The following is a 19,185-nucleotide window of genomic DNA, read 5'->3' on the forward strand; positions in this document are numbered from 1 at the left end:
GGTTTCGGACAGCGGTGTCAGGACATTCAACAGGTTTTGTTAACTGCTAGGTCTCATAGTGTGCTTTCTCCATGAGCGTTTGCCGGGGTGCGACGGCTACTGGGACGGCGCCACATGTGCTTGCCATTGCCAAATTAGTTCAGGATAGCTCCCCAGAGCTGCTGGACATCTGTACACTAACGCAGTTGCACAGACATTTGCGGGGCGCCCCATGCGATTCACTGACACCAAGAGCGAGACCTTGAACCTCCGAGTCTCCCCGACCTTCAAGCGAGCCTTGAAGGAGGCCGCTGACCAAGAGCAGCGTAGCATGGTGAACATGCTCGAAGTGCTGCTGGGCGAGTACTGCGACCGCAAGGGCATCGTACCCGCAAGCCCCAAAGGCACCTCCCACAAGCGAACACATGCAAACCGTAGGGCTCACGTAGGAGCGGCAGCATGACCTTCCGCTACATCGGCTCGAAGTCCAGACTCGTCGACCAAATTACCCCACACATGGGGCGCCCCAAAGAGGGCGCCTTCTTTGTGGATGCGTTCTGTGGGACCGGTGTGGTGGCTGAAGCCGCCGCAGCGCTCGGCTGGAACGTGCGTATTAACGATAACCTGCACTCGGCCGTGATCTCCGCTGGGGCTCGGCTTATCAGCCAAGAGCAGGCGACCTTCAAGAAACTAGGTGGCTACGCGAAGGCCATATCCACGCTCAACGCGGCTAAGCCCAAGCACGGCTTCATATGGCGCGAATACAGCCCCGCGTCGCTCGGCTCGTGTGGCATTGAGCGGCGCTACTTTACCCAAGAGAACGCGGCCCGAATCGATGCCATGCGAGCACTGATCGCCGATTGGAGTGAGGCGGGATCCGTCAATGAGGTCGAAGAACGGTTGCTGATCGCGGACCTCTTCGGCGCTCTAAACCGCGTGGCCAACATTGCCGGCACCTTTGGGTGCTTTCTTTCCAAGTGGACTAACCAGTCCCAGGAGACGATCGCCATGCGGTGCAGGGCGCTTAAAGCCACCAGCGTTTGCGTGGAGGCGAGGGTGGGTGATGTGTTCGACGTTCCCAACAGTGCTCAAGACCTCGTGTACCTAGACCCTCCGTACACCAAGCGTCAGTACGCCAGCTACTACCACATCCTTGAAACAGTGGCCCTAGGCGATGAGCCCGAGGTCGAGGGCGTTGCGGGTCTGCGGCCGTGGAAGGACCGTGCTTCGGATTTTTGCTACAAGACCAGAGCTCTCAAAACGCTTTCGTGTCTGGTGCAAAGCCTGAAGGCTCAAAAGGTCCTACTCTCGTACAGCAGTGAAGGGCACATCGGCATGCAAGACATGAAGGCCGAACTCTCGGAGATCGGCAAATCGACAATGCATCCATTGGGGGCTATTGGTCGCTATCGACCCAACAAGGTCGCCAGCAGCACTGCTTCGGATGTAAACGAGTTCTTGGTGGTCGTGGAGCGAGCCCAGGCTCAACCTCCCAAGGCCCAGCGTAAGACCGTCAAGACCACCAAGCGCATTCTCGTGGAGAGCTACGCATGAGTGCTCCTCGGCCCGTTGAAGCAGAGTACCTAGTCCCGGCAGAGGCGGCCCTCTCCAGGGCCGTGGGTGGTGCGCATGGCCCCGCGAGCTTCGAGCTTCGCCTTCAAGTGTTAGAGGCCGCTTCGGCGCGATTTGGAGGGTTCGACCTGACGGCCTTTCACGAAGCCTTTGGTGTGCAAAGCAAGAAGACTGCAGCCGAGCTCTTGGAGCTTGCGGCCCCAGTGGCAAGTGCTATCGAGCGCTCGCCCATCCATCACGCTTTGGCCCTCAGTGCGCTGGCGCGTGAGGCCCTACAGGAGCAGGACCGCAAGAACACCGGCGCTTATCACACCGACTTCCGCTTGGCCACGCGGTTGGCGCAGCTCGCAGCGCCCAAACTGACGTACAAGAGCAAGGTGGTCGATCCGGCCAGTGGGGCGGGAATCTTGCTGACTGCTTTGACCCTTGCCGTGTGCGGCATGGATCGGGCAAAAACCGCTCATTGGCTCGGCCACGGGGTGTGCGCTGCGGACTTGTCGGCCAATTCCCTACGGGCGGCTCTGCTAAGCCTGGCCTCCTTGACGGACGATGTGGCAGCACTCAAAGCGATGCGGGCCCGGTGGTACTGCGGCGACTGCCTGATGGCAGACCGAAAGATCTGGGCTGGCATGGCCCCTAAGGGCTTTGATGCGGTCATTGGCAATCCGCCCTGGGAGAAAGTTAAGCTTTCGAGGCACGAGTTCTTGAAGTCCTCTGGCACCCAGCGGCATTACGGGGCCCAGATTCACGACTTTGATGAGGCGCGGTTTGCGGCTCAACGTGATGAGGTCGCGAACTATTCTCGGCGGCTGCTGGCACGCTACCCCGACCTGGGCAACGGGGAGCCTGACCTCTACATTGCTTTCACGGATCTCTTTTTTGAGCTCTGCAAGGAGCAAGGAATTGTCGCGGCTCTCATTCCCGGTGGTCTCATTCGCTCGAAAGGCACGCAGGCCATGCGTCAGAAGATTTTCGAGGCCAGCCAGCGCGTATCTCTGTCAATCATCGACAATCGAGCCAGGTTTTTTGCCATCGACACGCGGTTCAAGTTCTTGGCTGTGGCGCTAGTGAAGGCAGGTACGGAAAAGAGCAAGCGTGAGCCCATCCAATTGCTGCATGAACGCGGCACGCCTACGGCCTTGGAGGTCACGGGCAGTGCAACGATTGGCCGCGCGGCACTAGCAGCCGTTCGGTCCGACCTAAGCCTGCCCGAGGTGCGTAGCGTCGCAGAGTGGAAGCTTTTTTCCAAGATCGCTGAGGCTGGCATCTCTTGGGAGGAGCCTGGTTACGGCTGGACTCCGAAGTTCTGCCGAGAGGTCGATATGACCAAGGAGCGGCCCAAATTTCTGAGTCGTTCAACGGCTGGGGCCTTGCCGCTCGTGGAAGGCCGCATGGTGCAAGCCCACCGCTTTGGTGTGAAGGGGCACGTGTCGGGTACAGGCCGTAGTGCACTGTGGGAAGCCTATTCCATTGGTGGTTCGCGCCTCTCTCCGCAGTTTTGGATTCGGCCCTCGGACATGCCTAGGGCCAACCAGCATCGGGCGCACGTCCTGCGCGTTGGTTTTTGTGATATCGCGGGACAGACCAACGAGCGCTCGCTCATGGCTGCCTTGATTCCAGCCGGGGCGGTGTGCGGCAATAAGGTGCCCACGATTCTCTTTCCTGAGGACCCCTCGGAAGAGCGGCTGTTGGTGTGGGCGGCTATTGCCAATAGCTTCGCCTTTGACTGGATGCTCAGACGGGTGCTCACCACGACAGTGAACTACTTCCTCCTGCAAAGCGTTCCACTGCCCAAGCTTGCCAAAGACGGGCTGCCTTGGAAGAAACTAGTGAGCGCATCGCATGAGCTGAGAAAGCTCGATGGAGCAGGAGCAACCCTCGAGACCTGTGAGCGCATGGCCCAGCTTCGAGGCGAGATCGATGCAGAAGTGGCTGTAGCTTATGGGCTTGATTTGAATGACATGGAGTTGGTACTCCAGGATTTTCCGATTTTGGATCGGGGTCAAATTGCGCTGCCTGGCGAAATCAAGTCCACGATTACCCGAGATAGCGTTCTTGCGGCTGTGGCAAAGCGCACGGGAAGTGGGTCTACAGTTTGGCAGCGTCGTGTGGTGGAGGCGCGCGTTTTGGGGGCCATGGCTTATGTCCCCTCGGAGCTCGCCCTGGGTGGCGAAGAAATCGAAGAAGAAGGAGCACAAAGTAATGGCTAATGTGGCAGGGAATGTGGCCCGCATCCTCTATAAGGAACTTGTCGAAGGCGATTTGCGAAAACTTCAAGCGAAGTCCAATGACGCTGATACAGGCGGTGGTGCTCGTGATTTTCGTTTTGGGTCCTACAAGACGCTGTTGCCGGTGATCATGCAGATGTTCCCAAAAACGGTCAAAGAAAGCCGTAAGCGCGGTGGAAAGATCGTACAGATCGACGTGTTCAAAGGGGTTTTTTCTTGGCATGACGCCAAGGGCGTGGTTCGAAGCGATGAGGCCTACTTTGAGCCGCCTACCGACGTGCGCCCCTCAGAGGGCCGCATTGCACGAGTACACGAGTACCCCTGCTTCGACGCGAGCAAGGTCAAGATCGGTGTAGGCAATCGAGTCCTGCTTTTGCTGATTCAACTTGACGATGGCTCTGTGTGGCCGCACTACGCTGAAGAGCAGTCCTTGCGGACACCAAACGCTTGGCACCCTGTGGTTGCCAAGGAGCTCCTCGACTGCCTGGATGCCGAGCGCCCAGTTAATCAAGTGGTGATCGGCTACCGAGACTTCACCAATGCGGGCAGGTACTGCAATGGTAAGTGATGAGTGCAAACAGGCCTTAAAGCTTCTGGCCCGGTCTCGCAACGTGCTGATTTCGGGGCCGCCTGGTACCGGCAAAACGAAGCTACTGGCAGAGGTCGCATTGGCTTTTGAGATGGCCTTTGGTATCGCACCTGCAGGTGGACCGCCCAAGCTCAATCACACTGGCGGCATTCCGATCCCGCCCGCGGCGGGCGGCGCCGATAAGGACATTCCTGCTCCCACCAAGACGGAGCGGAAGGTTTTTCGGACGGTGTTCCACCAGAACTCCAAATACCGTGACTTTGTGTCTGGCATCACGCCAGCGGTCAACAAGGTGGCCGGTGCTCCAGACTTCGCCATCGTTAAAGGCACGCTTTACCGTGCCGGTGAGCACGCAAGAACGGCAAGCGGAGCAGCACTGCTCATCATCGATGAGATCAACCGTGGGCCCGCTGTGCAGGTGTTCGGTGGCGCCATCGTGGCTATCGAGCCCGACAAGCGCTTGGCACCTGATGGTTCCAAGCGTGCCGAGACCCAGTACTTTGAAATGCTCGACCCGAGCACTGGCAATGTGGTTGAGTACGCCCTACCCCACGACCTGTACATTCTGGCGGCGATGAACCAGGCCGACGCCTCGGTGGAACCGTTGGATGTGGCCTTCTTACGTCGCTGGGAACCTCTGCGGTTGGAACCCGACGAAAAGGCGCTCAGGAATTTTTATGGCCTAGATGTCAAGGGGGCTCATGGCCTTCTTGACGTGCCGGCCAACGTGACAGATGCCTTGGAGGCTTCGGTGAGGGCGTGGGTGGGCGTCAACGAACAGATTGCTCTGGGTCGCGGCCCTGAGTTTCAGATCGGCCACGGGGTGCTCATGTCAGACGTAACGCCACAGACCATGACTTTAGCTGAGGGACTGCGCACACTGTGTGTGGGCTGGGCCAAGGTTCGAGCACACGTTGAAGAGGTGTTTTTCGGAGACACCCGTGGCATTGCCACAGTCCTTAATGCCCTGGACGGGCCCGCTTTCAATCCGTTCAAGCTCACTGAGACGACCTTCGCGGATGATCTGCGTTTCAGGCTCGAAGGCCCCTCAAACTTCAACGAGACCAACATCTACCCCGCCCTGAGGGCCTTTGCCAGGGGATAGCGTTTGGCACACAACCGAACACGGCTTTCGCTTGTCGAATACGGCGCACCCGTTGACCTGAGCCGCGACATTGCTGCAGCGGCTGGTTTGGATCGCACCAAGGCCAACAGCCTCCTGACGGACGCCGGTAGTCGTGCCGCTTCGAGCCTGGGGCTGGGCTACAACCCTATCAGTGTGGATGCCAAGGGCGCACGGGCGATCGACTTTGCAGGGCTTATCCGCTTGGCTCCTTCACTGGAACTGGAAGTGGCACCCAAATTCCTGGGGCTCGATGACGCCGATGCTGCTTGGCGAGAAGACTTCTTCTTTCTATCTACGCTCTCACGACATGGGCGACTTCTGGCTTCCGAGCGCCTGTCGGCCTCAGGCGGCGCACCGCGCGACCTTTCTACCTTGGTGGCGCGCTCCATCACGAGCATGTATGAGGCGCGCAAGCGGCGGCCGCTGCGCACCTATCGTAGGGTGAGGGAGGCAGATTTCTTCATCGATGGGGACCCCGATCCTGTGGACCTCATGTTTCCCTCGCCCGATGGCTTTACGCAGGACCTTATTCGCTTTGATCGGCGCAATGGTTGGAACGCATATATTCTGGCAGCAGCCAAGGAACTGTTGCCAGAGGTGAGCGATCCTTCGACCGCCGGTTCGCTGGTGCGCCTCATCGAAGACCTCTCGCCGCAAGACACCCCGGCGAATCGCCGTAAGCCCTTGCCCGCAAGGCACAAGGCTTGGAAGTCCCTACACGACATATCCGTCGACGTGCTGGGTGGCCTGGGCCTTAATTACAAGCAGGGCCAGGCCCATGCTCCTGGCTACCTAGTGGCAACTTGGCGGGTGTGGGAAGACCTTTTGACAGTGGCCGCAAGACTAGGCTTTGGTCGCTCAGCCGTAGTGCCGCAGAAAGGTTTTACGCTGGGCACCAAGACCAAGCTCAGCATGGGTACCGTCAGCAACGTGTCGGTCTATCCCGACTGTGTGATCCAGGCCGGTGGCGCTAGGCCCCGAATACTCTTGGACGCCAAGTACAAGGGCCACGTCGAGCGCGGGCAACTTCGCATTTCTGAGGCTGACATCTATGAGGCCCTAGCCTTTTCTAGGGCGGCGTGCTGCAATCTGGTGGTGCTGGCTTACCCCGCCCAGCCAGGCGGCGAGCCGCAGCCTGTGGGTACTTGCACGGTGTTTGAGAGAGTTCTGGTGGACGCTGTGCAGATTGTGGGCGTTCAGATTGAGATCCGACTGATTTCCAAGATGGGAGCTCTCAAGACGTTTGCTGCCAACATGGCTGCCGGAGTGTCTGCCGCATTCACCTAATCGCCCCAAAGGACACTCAGCGTTGGCCTCGGCGAATGGTGGTTACGTCGACATGCATGGGGTGGCCGTAGTCAGTCACTATCCGCAGGAGGCAAGCGTCAGCTCGGAATCGCAGTCTTGTCCTTGAGACGACTCCATGGCCCCTACGAAGGCGCCCGGGATCAGCTCAGCGGCATTACAAATTCGTCGACCATTACGGGTGCTCGCAGTGCCGATAAGCGCTTGACGCACCGGAATAGCGTGTGCTCTAATTGTCGCGCATTTTGAATTGGGTCGACGCCCATGCCAACCTGCCTCCCCGGGCAAGGTGGATCGCGAAAGCGGATGTGGCTCCTGCAGGAGCAACCAAGCGGGTAATGCGTCGACCCTCCATTACGGAGGGTTTTCTTGTTTTCTGACTCGGCGATTCCACAAGACGTCATCCGGGCTTACCTGGAGACACACTACCACGTGCACGGCAGTGTGCCGACCACCTTGAAAGTGGGCGAGCCCACCCCCGTGCTGTCGGCTTTGCACGAGGCGGCCGGCGTGGACTGCAGCGCCTACATCACGGCGTGCAATCCCTTCAGCAAGGAGCAGGAACCTGCCCGCAACGCCGAGCTGCAGCAGGCCTTGGCGGAGACGCTGCGGCAACTGGGCCTGCGCCACATCGATGGCATCGGCCAGCATCCCGATAATGGCTGGACGGGCGAGGCAAGTTTCCTGGTGCTCGGCTTGGGCCTAGACGACGCCAAGGCATTGGGCACGCAGCTTGGCCAGAACGCCGTCGTCTGGTCCGGCGCCGATGCGCTGCCGCGATTGATCCTGCTGCGATAGGCACGGACATATCCAGATCTAGATGGAAAAACGGTAGGTCCGCCGCCCCGTACGGGGGAAGGGACCGGGGGATTTGTTCCAGCTTGCCGCCCCCTGACGCATGGTCAAAAGCGGCTAAACAGGAGAAATCCATGACGATTCGCAACGGCCTTTTTTCCTCGGAATCGGTTTCCGCAGGTCACCCGGACAAGCTCGCCGACCGAATTTCCGACCGTATCCTCGATGCGTTCCTGACGCGCGATCCCCACTCGCGCGTCGCTTGCGAGACATTACTGGCCGACCAATGCGTGATTGTCGCCGGCGAGTTCAAGACGCGGCGCCGCGATGACTTCGATGCCGTCCGTGCCTCGGCCGAGACCCTGGTGCGCGACGTGCTGCGCGAGACCGGCTATCGCGATGCCGAAGCGGGCATCGACCCGCAGCGCTGTGAGGTCCAGATCCGCTTCAATGGCCAGTCGCAGGACATCAACCAGGGGGTCGATCGGGCCGACGGCATTCTGGGCGCGGGGGACCAAGGGTTAATGTTTGGCTATGCCTCCGACGAGACGCCCGAGCTGATGCCGGCACCCATCGTCTACGCCCATCGGCTGGTGCGGCGCCAGGCCGAACTGCGGCAGCAGGGCATCTTGCCCTGGCTCCAGCCCGATGCGAAGTCACAGGTGAGCTTCCGCTACGTCGACGGCCGCCCCACGCAGATCGAAGCCGTGGTGCTCTCCACGCAGCATGACGCGGGTGTCGAGCTGGAAGCGCTGCGCGCCGCCGTGCTGGAGCATGTGATCGAGCCAGTGATCCCCGCGCACTTGCGCGCCAAGGGGCTGCGCTGCCTGATCAACCCGACGGGGCGTTTCGTCACGGGGGGGCCCAAGGGGGATGCCGGGTTGACCGGCCGCAAGATCATCGTCGACACCTATGGCGGTGCGGCGCCCCACGGCGGCGGCGCGTTCTCTGGCAAGGATCCCTCCAAGGTGGACCGCTCGGCGGCCTATATGGCGCGTTACCTGGCCAGGCAGGTGGTGACGCGCGGCTGGGCGCGGCGCGCCCTGGTACAGATTGCCTATGCGATCGGCGAGGCGGAGCCGGTCAGCTTCCTAGTGGAGACGTATGGGACCGAGGCCGAGCCGGGGCGCGAAATTGCCGCCGAGCTTGCGCGCGAATTCGACCTGCGGCCTCAGGGCATCATCGAAACCCTGGACCTGTTGCGCCCCATCTACTATCCGACCGCAGCCTACGGCCATTTCGGTCGTGAGGATCTGAGCCTGCCCTGGGAACAGTAAGGTGATGGGCGGGGGCGCGCGGGCGCGAGCCTGCGCCATGCGTATGAGGGCGGCAATTGCCGACCGGGCGGAGGCCGCCCGGGAGAACAGTCGAGGAGGATACCGAATGAGTCATGATGGATTCCTGGGGTTGGCACGGCAGCATCCCGACCATACCAGGCTGGGCGGTCTGGTGGGCTTGCTGGTGGGCGATGCGCTTGGCGTACCGTATGAGTTTCACTCGGCGCAGCAATTGCCGGCGCGCAGTGCAATCGAGATGCAGCCGCCATCTGGATTTCCGCGCGCGCACACCGGCGTGCCGATAGGGACCTGGTCCGACGACGGTGCGCAGGCCCTGTGTCTGCTGGCCACCCTAGTCGAACAGGGGCACTTCTCGCTGGTCGATTTCGCCGACCGGCTGCTACGTTGGCTGGACCGTGGTTATTTGGCCGTCGATGGGCGGGTCTTCGATGTCGGAATCCAGACTGCCGACGCGCTGGACAATCTGCGCGACGGCGTGGAGCCACGCGAATCGGGCGGGGCTGATGTCATGGACAACGGCAACGGCAGCCTAATGCGTTGCCTACCCTTGGCCCTCCTGCATAGAGGGACCGACTCGGCGCTGGTGCGCGAGGCCCACCTGCAGTCGCTGTCCACCCATGCCCACCCGCGCTCGCGGATTGCGTGCGCCTTCTATTGCCTCGTTGCGACGGGCTACCTGCAAGGAATTGCAGACCCCTGGGCATCGGCAGATGGTCGTCTCGAAGAGGTCTACAAGGCGTGGCCCGACGCGCGGGAACGCAACGAATATTTCCGCGAGCTGGAGGTTCTGCGAGGCTTCCCAAAGCATGACGCACCGCGCGGCACGGGCTATGTGCTCGACACAATCTGGTCGGTGCGGCGTGCGCTCGAAGAGTCGACGTTCGAGGACGTCGTCAGGACTGCCATCCTGTTCGGGAACGACACGGACACAACGGCCTGCGTCGCCGGCGGCCTGGCGGGAATTCGCTTCGGGCCAGGCGGCATTCCCCCGCGATGGCTTGAGCAGTTGCGGGGCTTTGATCTCGTTGAGCCAATGATTTCCACCTTGCTGGCAAGGGGGCAGTGATCCAGCGGGGAATGGCAAGATCCGGGCCCCTCGCTTGCGCGAAGCCAAAGCAGACCAGGCCGAGGTCTTGTCCCTTATAGCGATTCGCAACCAATAGCGTTGGTAAGGCCGACACTGTTGCAGACCCTTCCAGATACAGGACACACATCGTTCCTGCGGATGAAAAGGCCGGTTGCGAGAAGGTCATCGACTAGCTTGGTAGTTGACTGCCGAACATCGGGCCGTGAGGACCGGGCCCTTAACCAATAATCCAGCGAATGCGGTTTCTCATGTTTGTCAAATGACTGATTGTCGCCTCCGATGATCATGAACGGCAACTTTTGGCCTCTCATGAAAGCGGCCAATTCCGTATAGCTGAAATAGCCCGAGGCCTCGTCGAATGGAAGATGGCCGGGCGGTACTTCTTGAGACTGGTGCTTGCGTTCTCTTCTATTTGTCCGCTTGGTGACACTCTCAATGCCTTGGCCAGCGGGCAATGCATAGCCAAGCATGAAGAGTGCCGCCTCGAGCTTACGCAAGCCATCCTCGCAACGACACCATTCCGCGTCCGATTGGTTTCTTGCAGATTCGAGAATCCAGTTTGCCCGCATATTCACATCTGCCCAGGCCTCACTCGCGCCGTGCATTCCGTTTCTTAGCGGTTCAAAAACGAAGCCATCGCCGGATGGGTTTCGATGCTGAGCGCTGAGACCCCCGGACCAAAGGAAAGCCAAGGTGTCCGGTATTTGCCCCTTGTGACCATTGCGAACAAGATACAGACGAACCAGCCAGCACAGCGCGGCTCCCACGCGGCCATCATAGATGATCGAGTTCTCGCATAGGAGCGCGTAGACCTTGGTATAGCCCGCATTCATTCGAATACCGGGGAACGCATCGAAGGCCGAGTCTTCGCTTTCGAGGGCAGCCTTGCCTTTGAGCAGGATATTCGAGAGGTTCGCCCCTTGCGCCTCTGCCCACGCCTTGTTGGCAGCGGCTGCCTTGGGATGCAGCCCCCAGTCCATGATGTCTGCGACGGCCTTGTAGACATCGGCTGCGTTCGGGACGGAATTCTTCAGGCTGTTGCGAAGGCTGTTCTGGATGCGAAGTAGCGTTTCAGCATTCTCTTCGTAGGATTTCCTGTTCCACCAATAGCGGTCAAAGAGGTCCTTCAATGTAGGGGCGACACCAGAAAGACCAAAGCTTGCCGAAAAACCGGATGGCACCTTCGCACTATGAAAGACGTAGGGAAACTGGATAGGTATCGAGCCATTGATAACACCGGCCACAAAATTGATGAGGCCGGATACATCGTCATTCCTCAGATACTCGTCCTTCTTCACGGCTTACCCTTGCAATTGTTGAATTAGAGAAAGCCGATAGTACTCTTTATTCCGTCCTTTACTGTGCATTCGGCCTCGAGTGCCGCGACCAGATCGGAGGAGGACATCAAGGGGCGGAAGCCATGCTGACGCATGACGGCGGCGAAATCCCCGGGTGTCAGCATCTCGAGCCGACCAAGCCGTGCCTGCAAATCCGCGCTGGGTGCCGGGAGCCCGAGCCATTCGCACTGGCGGCCGAGCAGCTCCCACGCCTGGCCGGGCTTCAGGTAGTGGAACTTAACCTTCAGGTCGAAGCGCCGCAGCGCCGCCTGATCCAGGGCATCCATCAGGTTGGTCGAGGCCAGGAACACTCCGGGGAATGATTCCGTCTGGGTCAGCATTTCATTCACGAGACTGAACTCCCAGCTGCGCTGGGCGCCGCGCCGGTCCTGCAGGAAGCTGTCCACCTCATCGATCAGGAGCACTGCCGCATCTTGCGCGGCCTGCCGGAAGGCACGGGAGATGTTCTGCTCGCTTTCACCCAGCCATTTGGATATCAAGTCGGAAGCCCGAACCACATGCAGTGGAGCCTCGAGCTGCTCGGCAAGCCAGCGGCCATAGGCGGTCTTGCCGGTTCCCGGCGGCCCGTACAGGCAGAGCCGCCCGGCTCGGGTACGTGCCAGTCCGGTAGCTAGTGCGGCCAAGTCGGCATCCGCGTGAACGAAGGCCGGGTTATAGATCTCGGGCAAACGACCGGAGTCCGATCTGGCGTCCGATCTTGCAATCGGCTTGTGGCCCTGGGCTTCCAGCGTATTGTCGATCAGCAATTCCATGGCTGTGGCTGCGCCTTCAGGGCCGAGCTCCTGCCGGACCGCCTGCACTACCGATGCGGCACGCGTCACGATGGCGGGCGCCAGCTCCTCGGATTCGGCTACGCGGTCCACTCCGCGGGCGTCAAGTAGCCCGGCGCAGGCGCGCTCGATGATTAGCGCGCGCTGCTTGCGCGGTGGCACGGGCAATTCCAGAACCATGTCGAAACGCCGCAGGAAGGCACCATCAAGCCCGCGTGCGGTGTTCGACAGCCAGAATGTGGGCACCGGGTTGGCCTCCAGTGTCCGATTGATCCAGGCCTTGCGAGTCTGCGCGGTGCTCTTGCGTCCGAACAGGCCATCACCGTCATTAAAAACGTCTTCCACCTCGTCGAACAGGATGAGCGTCCGGCGTTGGCTGAAGAAGCTCTGGGCGGCCCGGTAGGCGCGCAGACGCCGCTCGCCGTCGATCGGATCCCCATCCCCGCTCTCACTGGCCACTTCAAAGAGCTCGGAGCCGAGTTCGCGTGCCAGCACCTTGGCCAGCTGACTCTTGCCCGTACCTGGCGGGCCGTAGACAAAAACGTTCACACCTTTGCGCCTATCCGAGAGGGCACGCCGCAGATAGGGCTGCAGCACCTGCAAGGAGGCCTGCACATGCCGATAGTCGTCCAGCCCCAGATGCGCCGATCCGGCTGGGATAACCGTGTCGCGCAGCAGACAGACAGGGTCGGCATCGGACGAGACAATGTGGTCGGCGAAAGTATCGGACAGCAGGTCGAGTTTGCCGCTAAGCGTCATGCTGCAACCGCGATCCACGGACACGAGGCCTGACTGAGCGAGTACCCCATGCGGCCCCAGGGCGACTCGCACCTCGGCCTCGGGGTAGTCGAGCAGGACGGACAGTACCTGGAAGACTTTCGCGGCCGACAGCGAACCCAGCCAGTCGGCCGTATCGTCGAGCAGGCGCTCATTCTTGAGCATCACCACGAATGCCAGGATGCTGCAATCCAATTCAGACAGTCCTACCAGGCTGGCCAGGCGGGCAATATTGCTGCCCAGGAAAATCGGCATGTCGCTGCCGGCGTCCCGATAAGTGCCCTCGATTTCCTGGTGGAGTTTGCGCAACCGGCTTCGTACCAGATGCGGGTCAAAATCCGGATCCTCGGGATCCAGATATTCACCGAGGCCGAGCGCATGGGCCAGGACATCGTTGGCGAAGCCGGCGCGCTGGATGAACTCGCGGTGCGCGCCGAGCGGCACTAGCAGGCGCAGCAGCCACAGTCGGACGGCGGGAGTCACGTCTTGGGGCGTCAGAGAAGAGTGGCGCCGGCGGCGACGAAGCATCTCGCGAATCTCCTTGTTCATGACAGGCTGTGGAATCCCCGGGGCGATTCCACCCGAAGGGTTCCGCACACTGTCACTTCTCGTGTGTCCGGTTTGGACTGTAGGCGCATCCCGCTCCGTTGGACGTAGAGCCACACCAGCGGCATTTCTTGTCGCCGCTGCCATGTCTGTGTGCCCTTGTGGGGCTGTAGGGACAACCCAGGCCGTGGCTTCTCGATCCGCAAAACTCACATTTCCTATCATCGCCCGTGTGCTCATGCCGCTTGTGGGGGCTGTAGGCACACCCGCCACCGTAGCTGCTGGAACTGCAGTATCTGCATTGGCTCATCGTGAACCTTCTCCTCAAAACGGCATCAGAATTTCTCAGCCCATTGATCCCAAAAACCTGGCGCATCGTGATGCGCGTTCTGCATCGCTACGTCTAGCGAAACCGCCCAGAACTTCATGCCGGGGAGGCGTGGGGTGCCATCGGGATGCTCGAGGAATGCGGCCAGCGCCTGATACAACGGATCGGCCTCGTCAAACGCCGTATCAACATAAATCGAGCCACCATAGCTCGTCATGGCCGACTCCCTGGCAATCTCGCCACACGGTTCCCAGCCATAGCCATTGGTGGCCAACCATGCGATTACCTGTTCGCGCGTGGCGTTTTGTTGCCAGTTGCCCGGCACTCGCCACTCGCCTCCCGCATCGAAGAAGGAGAGATAGAGAACGTCGCGCTGCTTGCGTCGCGCGATAGCGTCGATATGTTCGATGAGCTGGGGCATGGCTGCTTTTGCGAGAATGGGTCAATTTCCCTCAAGCCGGGAGGCGACGTGTCTTAACTTCGGCAATGAGATGACTTGCACAGTGCTGGACTAACTTGGCGTCGATCACGGCTTGAAGAATTCTGCGTGGACATCTGCGCATTTGGTGCGCAGATGTCTGGCAGGATTGATCTCGCTTGGCTGCCTTGCTACCGCGTCGGCCCCAATGTCCCGCACATCCCTGGCGTTACGCCCGCTCATAATGCTGGCGCAGTAGTTGCAGCATGCGATCCAGATGATTCCGGATGGATGTTGCGTTCCAACCCTCCCGTTTCATCCACGCGAAAACGTGCGCCAGCTTCAGGGAGTCATAAACAGCTTTGGCGTCGAAGTCGATGAGCTTCTTTCCCGGATTCTGGTTGCTGTATGAAGAGTTTTCGCCCGGGCTTAACAGAGCAAGGTTGCCGAAACTGTCCAGGACACGGGGTTCGAGCTGCTCGTGACGATGCTCGTGCTGCTGTGGATGGACGTGCTCCACCGAGTTCTTCGAGCTGATGCGGAATGCGCGCCAACGATCCTGTGTGAGCTCAGGAAACTCGGCACGGCGCTTCCACAATACGTATTCAAGTTTCTGGAACCAGTAGTGCTCGAAGCCGGTGCCAAAGGGCTCGCGCAGATGGGCATCGGTTCTGCCAAAGTCATTGCACGCAGGGGAGCGCCCGCACAGCAGCTCGAAGCTGGCTTCCTTCTGTGTGTCCTGCGCCATCGAGAGCACGTTGTCGATCCGCTCCAGATCTTGCAGGGCAGTCGCCATTGCCCCCTGTGCATTCAATGGCCGACCGTCAATATCCTGCATCCGATTCATCATCGTGGCCAGGAACGGGCTGAGCCAGTACTGTGCGGTACGCTCGCCCGTGAAATGGCGCACCGCCTGAAGTTGCACCAGATCCGGTGTCAATTCGGGAAACCAACGGTTCAGTCGTTTCCTGCCCTTGCTCATGGTTGCCGTCACGCTGCCCAGGAAAAGGTGCTCGGCGTCGTTGCTCTCGCGTCGCACCCATTTTGCGACCCAGCGATCGAACTGGTAGCGCACCCGCCACAGGCATTCGATGAAGGCGATGGCATCGGCCTCGGTCACGGTCTGGACGAAGTCGTGGAAACATTCGCCAAATCGAGCCGAATGGAGTCGGCAGGTGATATCGGGTTCGTTCCGCTCGGCGCGGAAGATGCGATAGGTGTGCATCAGTAGTAGTGGAAAGCCGATGATGGAACGGCAGTGTCCTGCGTCGACGTCTCCACTGTCTTCGCCGTCCTCGCCTTCGTCGGTCTTGTCTCTGTCAGAGCGATGATTGCCGACTGCGGACGGAGGCGCCTGACAGGCCGCCACGCCTTGGCCGAAATCCGCCGCCAATTGGGCGAGTGTCAGGCCATCGGTTTCCGCGTTGTCATATCCCACCTGTCGAAAGCGTTCGGCGTCGAATTGCGACAGGTCGTCATAGCCCAGGCTCTGCCAGTCCGCCAGCGGGAAGAGTTGGCGCACGTTGCGCTCGAAGTAGTTGTTCAAGTCCTCGCAGGCTTGCCAGATGGCGTCGTAGCGCTGCTTGTCGTGACGGATCTCACGTAGCAGTTGAGCCTTGAGGATGTCGCTTTGCTCGAGCTGGAGTCCTCCAGTATTGATTCGGGCGAACAACCGGTTCAGGTTCATCGCAGAAGGCACGATGTTGTTGACCCATACGACCTTCCTGTACAGGTAGTCGGCAAGCCCTTCCAGACCAACTTCCGCGCTGGTCAACTGTAGGAGCCGCTGCCGCGCGGCCTTGAGTCCTTGTTGCAGATGAAGCAAATATGGTGACTTTAGCGCCACATCGTCAAGCCGAATATCGGTCGCCAGCTCGGCCTCTCGTGCCAGGAACGCTTGCGCGTGCTCGCGGATCATGAAGGTTAGCCTGGGCTGCACGCCCAATCGCGTCATCCGGGCCAGATCATGGTCGGGCAGGTGTTCGCGGATGGCCAGCGCGAGCAAGGTGAGCGTGGTGATGCGCTGCTGGCCATCGATGAGTTCGTGGCTGCATGCCGCGTCATCGACGGCGATACGGCTACGCGCACTGATCAGCGTGCCGATGTAGTAGCGCGGCTGTTCGTCCGCACATGCCGTGGCAACGTCGTCCAGCAGTTTGACCACGTCCTCAGCGGGCCAGACGTATGGGCGCTGGTAGCTCGGGATGTTGAGCGCAATCTTTCCCGTGCACAGCGCTTCGATGGTTTCGGTCTGGGAAATGACGCGGTTCATGGATGGCACTCCAGTTGGGCAAAGCGTTGTTCGATGGCGCGGCGCAGGGCGTTGTCGAAGTGTTCGACGATCATCTCCGCTGATGGCTTCTCGTGGGGCAGTTCGAAGTTCAGGGCACTGCATACCGCTTGCACGTGGCGGCGTTTCGTGCCGTTGTCGCTTTCGAGGTTTTCGGGGCGTATCGCATACTCGAATGCGCGCAGGCGGGCAATCACTTGCGAGTGCGTGTAGCTGTAAGCGAGCCAGTCCAGCAGCGGATGGAGGTGAGCGAACCGTTGTACCGAGCGCTCGCGCACAGCCTTTTCGTTGCTCAGCCGCAGGGAATATACGGCGCGGAACAGCCATAGACCTGCTTCCTCGACCCTGCTATCACCAAAGCGGCCGACGTAGAGCACCAGCGCCGTATCGAACAGCTTGCGCAGAAAGGACGACGCTTTGGATTGGGCGACCAGTTTCACGTAAAGCCCGGACCACCTGTCATGGAGGTTCTTGCCATCGCTGTCGGGGCAGTACCGGTGCAGCAAGGTTTGGAACTGCTCGAGATAGCGAATACTGTTCGCGCCGGCCTGCAATGGCTGACGCATGTCGTAGTGCCACGGCATGGGTGCCGGTTGCCAGTCTTGCTCCACGCGGTCGTGCAGGGCCAGCTGGTAGGCACGGTCTGTGCCGTCGTCTCCTGTGGCGGTGGCCAGTTCCTGCACCACCTGGTCTCGCCAGTCGCGGGGCCGTCGTTGCTTGCTGGCCAGCTCCCGCCAGTACAGGCTTTGCCAATGGCGCGCGCGCATCACGCATTCCACCACCGGCTCGAGGTCACCGAGTCCTTCCCACTGGCGGGCGTAGCGGTTCTGCAGCGTCTCATCCACCGCGCGTAGGTGATGGGCCTTGGCGATGTCGATGCCCGACAATCGCACGCCGCCGCTGTTCTGCGTTTCGAAGAAGCGATAAGCGTCATCTTCGCTGCGCGTGATTACCAGCGTGACGTTGATGCTGGCCAGATCCAGTAGCGGCCGCAGGCTTGCCCGCCGCAGCACGGCAAGGTTGTCCCGGATGCGGCGCATGCTTTCCGGCGCACGGTAGCAGAGATCTGGCAAAGTTGTTTCGCCTGCGAGCACACACAGAATGCCGATGCTCGTTAGCCGCTGCTGTCCATCGATGATGTTGAGCCAGCCGTCGCCTCCTTGGTGCAAGATCAAGCTGCCAAGGTAGTAGTCGTGGCCGCGTGGCTGCTCATGATGGTGGCTCAGATCGGCGGCGAGTTGGGCCACCTGTTCGCTGGTCCAGCGGTACGGTCGCTGGTACTCGGGCAGGCGCAACCGACCGCGCGGGCTGCCGTCCATGGGCGGGCCAGCAAACAATTGCAATAGCGATACGCTTGCGACCTCAAGCGCAGAGGAGGAAGGTGTGGTCATGAAGATGTGTTCGAAGACGCCGGACGCGTCACGGTCAGGCATGGTGGGCGCATTCTCGCCAGACGGCTGCGCCTTATCCAGATACGGGATCGATTTGAAGTGGCTTGGCCCATTTCGAGGTTTCTATCACGCTTATCGACGGTGGGTCCATGCACTGCATCCCTCATGAGTAGGGGCCTGCACGGTGTTTCTCGCATCATTCCTTTCCGTTACGATTGGGTCTCAATTACGCGTCAAGCCATTGGCGAATCAGTATGTCGACTTCGAAGAACTGGCCACGTCTGGAATCAGATATCCTGGCCTGCATGCCGACGGCGCCCGGAGAGCCGGTTGCCTCCGGACAGATTATTGCGGCCGTTCGCGCCCGTTTTCCTCTGAACCCACCCAGCCGTCATACGATCCAGCGAGCGCTCGAGAACCTGGAGATCGAGGGCCTGGTCGGCAAGCAGGGTACCTCTCGCGACAGGGTCTGGTGGCGGACTGGAAAGCAGGCGCCATCGGAGCTGGCGCGTCGTCCACCGCTGGAGTTGGCCATCGCGTTGCTTACGTTGCGACGCCACGCCCCTAACCATCTGCCTGGCCATGTCATCCAGGGGTTGGAAGCTTACTTTGCTGGCGCCGAGCGGGTGCTGAGCGAAAGCCCCACCGACCCTTCGCTGGGCGATGCGCGTGCATGGGCTAACAAGACCGTGCGAGTTCATGCCGGCTACCCGTTGGTGTCCCCACCAATCCGTAGTGACATCCTGAATGCCATTCGCAAGGCGCTCTACACGTCGCGGGTGCTCGACGTGGCCTACCAGAACTCGCGGCTCGATACCGACGCGCCAGACTCCTATCAGGTGGTGCCGCTCGGTCTGGTGGAGCGTGGTCCCGTCCTTTATCTGGTTGCCAGTCGCCAGCGCCGTGATGGCTCCTTCAAGATCTACCAGTTGCGGCTTGACCGTTTTGCCTCGGCGGCCTGCACGGACACGCCCGGCGTGCCCGATCCCGATTTCGACCTAGACGCATACGTCCGAGACGACCAGTCGTTCTCGTTTATGCCTGAAGGGCAGATCCAACTCGAGCTTCGCGTACGTGAGGAGGACGGGTATCGTCACCTGTTCCGGGAGCAATGGCTGGCGTCCGATCAGAAAATCATCGACGAGCCTGGCGGCTTCCGGCTCAAGGCCACGGTCACGCTGTCCATCGCGCTGCGCAACCTGCTGATGGAGCGCAGCGCGCGAGTCGAAGTATTGTCGCCGGCCACGTTGCGAGACGAGATCGCGGAAGGCCTGCGGCAGGCCATCGGTCGCTACGAAGCGAACGCGGTGGATGTGGCCTGAGCTAAG

At 60.5% G+C, this 19,185-nt stretch carries 14 protein-coding genes and 1 riboswitch; of the genes, 9 read left to right on the forward strand and 5 right to left on the reverse strand.

Features of this window, described 5'->3' with window-relative positions; all coding sequences use genetic code 11:
• Positions 1-438: 438 nt before the first annotated feature.
• From J8I34_RS11165 to J8I34_RS11200, 8 genes are all read left to right on the forward strand, one after another.
• Positions 439-1,533: a DNA adenine methylase gene (locus J8I34_RS11165; protein WP_209806048.1), complete on the forward strand. Its 1,095-nt coding sequence runs from the start codon at positions 439-441 to the stop codon at positions 1,531-1,533.
• Complete coding sequence (locus tag J8I34_RS11170) at positions 1,530-3,761, forward strand: Eco57I restriction-modification methylase domain-containing protein (protein WP_209806049.1); 2,232 nt, start codon at positions 1,530-1,532, stop codon at positions 3,759-3,761. The genes J8I34_RS11165 and J8I34_RS11170 overlap by 4 nt, the downstream gene beginning before the upstream one ends.
• Positions 3,718-4,347, forward strand: a complete 630-nt coding sequence (locus J8I34_RS11175; protein WP_209806050.1) for a hypothetical protein — start codon at positions 3,718-3,720, stop codon at positions 4,345-4,347. The genes J8I34_RS11170 and J8I34_RS11175 overlap by 44 nt, the downstream gene beginning before the upstream one ends.
• Complete coding sequence (locus J8I34_RS11180) at positions 4,337-5,473, forward strand: AAA family ATPase (protein ID WP_209806051.1); 1,137 nt, start codon at positions 4,337-4,339, stop codon at positions 5,471-5,473. The genes J8I34_RS11175 and J8I34_RS11180 overlap by 11 nt, the downstream gene beginning before the upstream one ends.
• Positions 5,474-5,476: 3 nt before the next feature.
• Positions 5,477-6,781 (forward strand): 5-methylcytosine restriction system specificity protein McrC, encoded by a 1,305-nt coding sequence (locus J8I34_RS11185; RefSeq protein WP_209806052.1) that lies wholly within the window; start codon positions 5,477-5,479, stop codon positions 6,779-6,781.
• A gap of 253 nt (positions 6,782-7,034) precedes the next feature.
• Positions 7,035-7,140, forward strand: a riboswitch (SAM-I-IV-variant riboswitch).
• Between the two features lie 28 nt (positions 7,141-7,168).
• Positions 7,169-7,597, forward strand: coding sequence for a DUF3293 domain-containing protein (locus tag J8I34_RS11190; protein ID WP_209806053.1), 429 nt, complete (start codon positions 7,169-7,171; stop codon positions 7,595-7,597).
• 131 nt (positions 7,598-7,728) lie between these two features.
• Positions 7,729-8,871, forward strand: a complete 1,143-nt coding sequence (metK, locus tag J8I34_RS11195) for a methionine adenosyltransferase (protein ID WP_209806054.1) — start codon at positions 7,729-7,731, stop codon at positions 8,869-8,871.
• A 106-nt stretch (positions 8,872-8,977) separates the two neighbouring features.
• The gene (locus J8I34_RS11200) at positions 8,978-9,958 is read left to right on the forward strand and encodes an ADP-ribosylglycohydrolase family protein (RefSeq protein WP_209806055.1); all 981 of its coding nucleotides are present in this window, start codon (positions 8,978-8,980) and stop codon (positions 9,956-9,958) included.
• A gap of 74 nt (positions 9,959-10,032) precedes the next feature.
• Here J8I34_RS11200 and J8I34_RS11205 read toward each other — a convergent pair whose 3' ends face one another.
• The 5 genes from J8I34_RS11205 to J8I34_RS11225 all read right to left on the reverse strand — a co-directional run bounded on the left by J8I34_RS11205 (position 10,033) and on the right by J8I34_RS11225 (position 17,899).
• A complete protein-coding gene (locus J8I34_RS11205; RefSeq protein ID WP_209806056.1) occupies positions 10,033-11,277 on the reverse strand; it encodes a hypothetical protein in 1,245 nt (414 codons plus the stop codon).
• Positions 11,278-11,300: 23 nt separating this feature from the next.
• Positions 11,301-13,433: an AAA family ATPase gene (locus J8I34_RS11210; RefSeq protein ID WP_245175886.1), complete on the reverse strand. Its 2,133-nt coding sequence runs from the start codon at positions 13,431-13,433 to the stop codon at positions 11,301-11,303.
• A gap of 332 nt (positions 13,434-13,765) precedes the next feature.
• Positions 13,766-14,179, reverse strand: coding sequence for a hypothetical protein (locus J8I34_RS11215; RefSeq protein ID WP_209806057.1), 414 nt, complete (start codon positions 14,177-14,179; stop codon positions 13,766-13,768).
• 226 nt (positions 14,180-14,405) lie between these two features.
• Positions 14,406-16,448 carry a DUF262 domain-containing protein gene (locus J8I34_RS11220; RefSeq protein WP_209806058.1) on the reverse strand — a complete coding sequence of 681 codons (2,043 nt, stop codon included), beginning with the start codon at positions 16,446-16,448 and terminating at the stop codon, positions 14,406-14,408.
• A complete protein-coding gene (locus tag J8I34_RS11225) occupies positions 16,445-17,899 on the reverse strand; it encodes a DUF262 domain-containing protein (protein WP_209806059.1) in 1,455 nt (484 codons plus the stop codon). The genes J8I34_RS11220 and J8I34_RS11225 overlap by 4 nt, the downstream gene beginning before the upstream one ends.
• Before the next feature lie 212 nt (positions 17,900-18,111).
• Between J8I34_RS11225 and J8I34_RS11230 the strand changes: the two genes are divergently transcribed.
• Positions 18,112-19,179, forward strand: coding sequence for a helix-turn-helix transcriptional regulator (locus tag J8I34_RS11230; protein ID WP_209806060.1), 1,068 nt, complete (start codon positions 18,112-18,114; stop codon positions 19,177-19,179).
• Positions 19,180-19,185 lie beyond the last annotated feature (6 nt).

It is taken from the genome of Cupriavidus phytohabitans, assembly GCF_017815025.1.
In the GTDB taxonomy this organism is placed as follows: domain Bacteria; phylum Pseudomonadota; class Gammaproteobacteria; order Burkholderiales; family Burkholderiaceae; genus Cupriavidus.

What these genes read in the sequence shown, in the direction of transcription:
- J8I34_RS11225 (WP_209806059.1), bottom strand. Translation starts at nt 17,899, where the DNA reads ATGCCTGACCGTGACGCGTCCGGCGTCTTCGAACACATCTTCATGACC.
- J8I34_RS11230 (WP_209806060.1), top strand. Translation starts at nt 18,112, where the DNA reads ATGTCGACTTCGAAGAACTGGCCACGTCTGGAATCAGATATCCTGGCC.
- J8I34_RS11165 (WP_209806048.1), top strand. Translation starts at nt 439, where the DNA reads ATGACCTTCCGCTACATCGGCTCGAAGTCCAGACTCGTCGACCAAATT.
- J8I34_RS11200 (WP_209806055.1), top strand. Translation starts at nt 8,978, where the DNA reads ATGAGTCATGATGGATTCCTGGGGTTGGCACGGCAGCATCCCGACCAT.
- J8I34_RS11220 (WP_209806058.1), bottom strand. Translation starts at nt 16,448, where the DNA reads ATGAACCGCGTCATTTCCCAGACCGAAACCATCGAAGCGCTGTGCACG.
- J8I34_RS11170 (WP_209806049.1), top strand. Translation starts at nt 1,530, where the DNA reads ATGAGTGCTCCTCGGCCCGTTGAAGCAGAGTACCTAGTCCCGGCAGAG.
- metK (WP_209806054.1), top strand. Translation starts at nt 7,729, where the DNA reads ATGACGATTCGCAACGGCCTTTTTTCCTCGGAATCGGTTTCCGCAGGT.
- J8I34_RS11180 (WP_209806051.1), top strand. Translation starts at nt 4,337, where the DNA reads ATGGTAAGTGATGAGTGCAAACAGGCCTTAAAGCTTCTGGCCCGGTCT.
- J8I34_RS11210 (WP_245175886.1), bottom strand. Translation starts at nt 13,433, where the DNA reads ATGAACAAGGAGATTCGCGAGATGCTTCGTCGCCGCCGGCGCCACTCT.
- J8I34_RS11215 (WP_209806057.1), bottom strand. Translation starts at nt 14,179, where the DNA reads ATGCCCCAGCTCATCGAACATATCGACGCTATCGCGCGACGCAAGCAG.